Below are 4,082 nucleotides of genomic sequence, written 5' to 3' on the forward strand. Positions count from 1 at the left end.
AGCCGGTTGGCTTCCTCGGCCGTGATGAGGCCTGCAGCAACCTGCGTATTGAGCCGGGCGCGGATTTCCAGCTCCACCCGCATGTCGGCGGATTGGGCCTTGGCCGCCCCCATGGCTTCGCCCATGACCCGATTGCGGGCGCGCATGGCCTCGGCCGAGGCTTCTGCCCAGGTGATTTCCTTCCCGGCCGAGGCCAGAAAGGTTTGCATCAGCACCAGCTCGGCCTGCCGCAGAGGATTGCGTTCGCTTGCAAGCTGGATGCCGATCTGGTCGAGCGTGTTCTGATAGGTCTGGCGATTGGCCAGCCCGTCCAGCGCGCGGCTTTTCGCCTCGATTGCCCGGGTGATGTCGTCCCGCTGCTCCGCCGACAGCCCGTCAGCATCGCGCCCCGCCCGGAGCGCCGCAATCTGGTTGGACAGATCGCGCTGCTGGCGTGACGACTGCGTTGCCGGGCTGGCTTCGGCCAGCGCAAGGGCGGGCGCTGTCAGCCGGTTAGCCGCTGCCTGCTGGCGCTGTCGAGCGGCTGCCTCATCCCGGCTGCGCTTCTCACGGGTAAGATCCGCGAGAAGATCCAGATCCTCCTGATAGGCACCGGCATAGACCCCGCCAGTCCGGTTCCCGAAAATTCCAGCGGACCAGTCGCGTCCCTGCATGCTGTCGATACGGGATCGAACCTCTGCGATACGTTCATCAAGCGACGGCCCGGAAATCGCCCTGTCGATTGCGCCGCCGATGGCATCACCGGCGTTACCGGCCTTTTGCGCGACATAAGCCCACGCACGGCCGAGCGCGGTGGTGGCCTCTTCCGCATTGGCGAGACTTGCAGGCAAAGCCTTGATCAGCACGGCCTGTGCTTCGGCCTGCCGGTTCTGGGCGGACAGATCCTTCGCCAGCTGGGCCGTAGCCCCGGAAATCAGGCCATATTGCCGGTAAAGGACATCCGCACCCTTCGCCGGATCGGCAAAGATCTCCGACAGGGCAGCACCGGCGGCTTGCGCATCGGCCCCGATGGTGGCGGCAAAGTTATCGGAGAGGCCGATCAACCCTGCGAAATTACTGCTGTCGATCCTGCCGGTGCGCAGGAAAGCGGCTTCCATGGATCGGGCGGCCTTGACCGAAATCCCTGCGGCCTCGGCCCCGGCCTGTGCGGCGGCTTCCATTTCCTGACGGGTGCCCGCCATGCCGCGCCCGAGGCCAGCGGCGGCGGTATCAACCTCCTTAACCGATTTCAGGTAACCATTCCAGGCCGTCACACCGATCAACGCCGTAGTAACGATTCCACCAATAGCCAGCCTGGCGGGGGTTGCCGCCTGCGCGACAGCCTGGAGTGTATCGCCGACTCCACCGAACAGGTCGGTGATCTGCGGCCCCTGCTGCAACAGCACCTGCAGCGGAGGCATTCCGAGCGCTAAGGATTGGGCGGTATCCGACAATTGCATATTGAGGATACGCCGTTCATGCGCAGAAAGCTTGGTCGCTTTGTTGTTAGCGTCCAGGGCTGCGGTGCTGCGCTGGAGCGACGAGATTTCTGCTTCGTGAACCGACCTTAGCCGGGCGCGAACCATTGCACTTTCAGTTGCAGTCAGTGCGCCCGCCCGTTCAGCAAGCGCGATTTGGTCCAGTTCTTTCGCATAGTCCTTCTGGATCTTTGCCATAGGGACATAGCGTTCGCGCAGCTCCTCGACCCGCTTCGGGTCAAGGGTGATGGCGGGGGATTGCGCGCCCTGGCTGCGAGCCGCCTCATCGCGCACCCGCTTTTCAGCGAGGGCCAGTTCGCGGGCCGCATCAGCAGCCTTGCGCGAGGCCCGCGCCTCCTGTTCCAGCGTTTCGGCATTGCCCTTCAGGGCGACAGTGGTCTGCCGGGCCTGACCCTGCACCGCGTCCAGACCCTGCTCGACCTCGCGCGCCGCTGCCTTCGCTCCGGCGTTCTCGCCCTTGAAAAGCAGGCTGAAGACAAACTGCTTGCCGCTCATACCCATGCCTCCGCGAAGACATCGAGGGCGGCGCGTTCCATGACCTGAAGGTCGGCGAAGACCGCGTCACCGAGGCCCATGCGGCGCAGCACCACATCGACCGCAACATAGTCGAGGCCGATCCAGACGACTTCGGTCACCACCTGCGCCATCTGGCCCAGCGTCATGGGCACGGCCCGCCACTGCGTTTCGCAGGCAAGGAAGGCGCAGACGGATTGCCAGTTGCAGGGCATGACCTCGAAGTCCTCGGATACCGTCATGGGGGTGTCAGGATCGGGCGCCACCTCGGCACCCATCTCGGCAAATTCGGCGCGCAGATCGTCATCGAGGGCGACTGGCGCGCGGTCATCTGCCCGGCCGAGGCGCGCAAACGCCCAGGCGCGGGCAGCGGCGGTCAGTTTCCCTCGGCGGGTTCTCCCAGCCCGATTTCGTTCAGCGCGCGCCAGAGACCTTTCCGAAACCAGCCCTCCTGAAGCGCGAGAGCCAGCGTTGCGGGCGTCATCCCCACCGGCCTGCCCTCATCATCGGTCGCATCCGGCCATTCCCAGCCTTCGATCCGGGTGGCAAGGTATTCGCGTTCGGCCGTCGCCTGCGCCCGCAGACCACGCACCTTGGCGATCTCCTCCTGGGCCGCGAGGAACGCGTCCTGCGGCTGCGGGACGAGCAGGGCCTGAAGCTTGGATTTGACGGTCTGGCCGGGATTTTCCGGGTCGGGGCGCTGGATGCTGACCGGCCACCAGATCGAGGAGGATTTGCCGAGAACGAATTTCATGGGGAATGGCCCTATATAAGGAGTGGATCAGCGCACGATGATCTGCATCTCGTCCCGGCCCGCGTCGGGGCAGAGGTCCAGCGGCAGACTGTAGTTGGCAATGTTGTTGGTCTGGCCCAGCGTCGGCTCGCCGACCTCCACGGCCGGGTTGGTGACCTCGACGATGTTCCCGGCAATCGTGCCGTGGATCAGCGACATGGCCCCCCGGGCGCGGGTGAGTGCAATGGTGAACCAGTCAATCTCGGCAATCGGCCGGGCCTCGACCACGGCGGTGCCGGTAGCGCTGCGATCCGAGACGATCATGCTTTCGTTACCGATCAGGAAACGGGGCGTGACCTCGTTGCCAAGGTTCATCTCGACGCGCTCGGCAACGGCGGTCCAGCCATGCAGCGTCAGGACGGTATTCGCTTTGCTGACCACCACAGGCTTGGTCCAGCCCGCCTGAGACACCGCAGGCATGGCACCGATATCGGTAATCGTGCCGAGAAGCCCGAGGATCGTGAAACGGAAATACGGGATGCCCTTGGCGTTGAATTGCAGGGTCATGTTGCCGCGCGCGCCCAGCAGGACGTGACGGGTCTTATCCATGACGAAGTAAAGCGATCCCGATTCCAGTGCCTCCTCGATGATCGCATAGGTCACCGACACACCGGCCAGAACGGTTTCTGACATGCCGCAGATCCGCGCCGCAGATCCCCATTTGGGTTTCGTGCCAGCGGCGCCGGAACCTGCTATCTCGATATCGAACTCGATGCGGCCGTAGGTTCCGGCGAGCAGAACGCCCTGATTGCCCATGTAGGGCAGGATCAGGTCACGGCTCACCCGCTCCCCGACAATCGGGGTGAAGGTAACATTACGGCCGATCAGTGCATCGGCGGCGGCGGGGGCGACATCGGTGCCGTAGACCGTTTCGGGCTTCAGCAGGATGGCGAGTTTCTTCCAGCGGCGGGCAGCCATATCAGCGGACCTTCTTCACGGGTTTCTCAGGCACGGCCGGGGTTTCCGGCGCGACTTCGGGGGGCGGGGTGACAGCGGGTGCGGTTTCGCCTTCGCGGGTCAGGGCGCCGGTGGCGGGATCGCGGATGTAGCTGCCGCCGGTGACAGGCTGTTCCATGTCAAACTCCTTCGAGGAAACGGGCCGTTGCCCAGGTCTGGACGTAGATGCTGACGCCCTTCGAAATCGGGCTGCTTTCGCCCCCGATCAGTTCACAGGGTTCCTCGCAACTGTCGGGCTCCCAGCCAGCGAGGGCGCCTTCCATATCAGCCTTCAGCGCGTCGAAGCTCTTCGCGCGGTCGCCGCCCATCTTCTGGTCGTAGTTGCGCAGCACCATGCCGAC

6 protein-coding genes are annotated in these 4,082 nt (G+C 64.6%); all 6 read right to left on the reverse strand.

What is annotated here, in order from left to right:
• Positions 1 to 1,973: phage tail length tape measure family protein (locus IE126_RS25385; protein ID WP_189383152.1), on the reverse strand; the 1,973-nt coding region annotated here is incomplete at its 3' end.
• On the reverse strand, positions 1,970 to 2,233 hold the full coding sequence (locus IE126_RS25390; protein WP_189383153.1) for a DUF1799 domain-containing protein: 264 nt from the start codon (positions 2,231 to 2,233) through the stop codon (positions 1,970 to 1,972). The genes IE126_RS25385 and IE126_RS25390, both read right to left, overlap by 4 nt.
• A 134-nt stretch (positions 2,234 to 2,367) precedes the next feature.
• Positions 2,368 to 2,745 carry a hypothetical protein gene (locus tag IE126_RS25395; RefSeq protein ID WP_189383155.1) on the reverse strand — a complete coding sequence of 126 codons (378 nt, stop codon included), beginning with the start codon at positions 2,743 to 2,745 and terminating at the stop codon, positions 2,368 to 2,370.
• Positions 2,746 to 2,772: 27 nt separating this feature from the next.
• Complete coding sequence (locus IE126_RS25400; RefSeq protein ID WP_189383157.1) at positions 2,773 to 3,702, reverse strand: phage tail tube protein; 930 nt, start codon at positions 3,700 to 3,702, stop codon at positions 2,773 to 2,775.
• Position 3,703: 1 nt separating this feature from the next.
• Positions 3,704 to 3,859, reverse strand: coding sequence for a hypothetical protein (locus tag IE126_RS25405; protein ID WP_189383159.1), 156 nt, complete (start codon positions 3,857 to 3,859; stop codon positions 3,704 to 3,706).
• A gap of 1 nt (position 3,860) precedes the next feature.
• The coding region (locus IE126_RS25410; protein ID WP_456071394.1) for a phage tail terminator protein at positions 3,861 to 4,082 on the reverse strand (222 nt) is incomplete at its 5' end.

Origin of the sequence: Gemmobacter nanjingensis (genome assembly GCF_014652195.1) — a bacterium.
Classification (GTDB): domain Bacteria; phylum Pseudomonadota; class Alphaproteobacteria; order Rhodobacterales; family Rhodobacteraceae; genus Gemmobacter; species Gemmobacter caeni.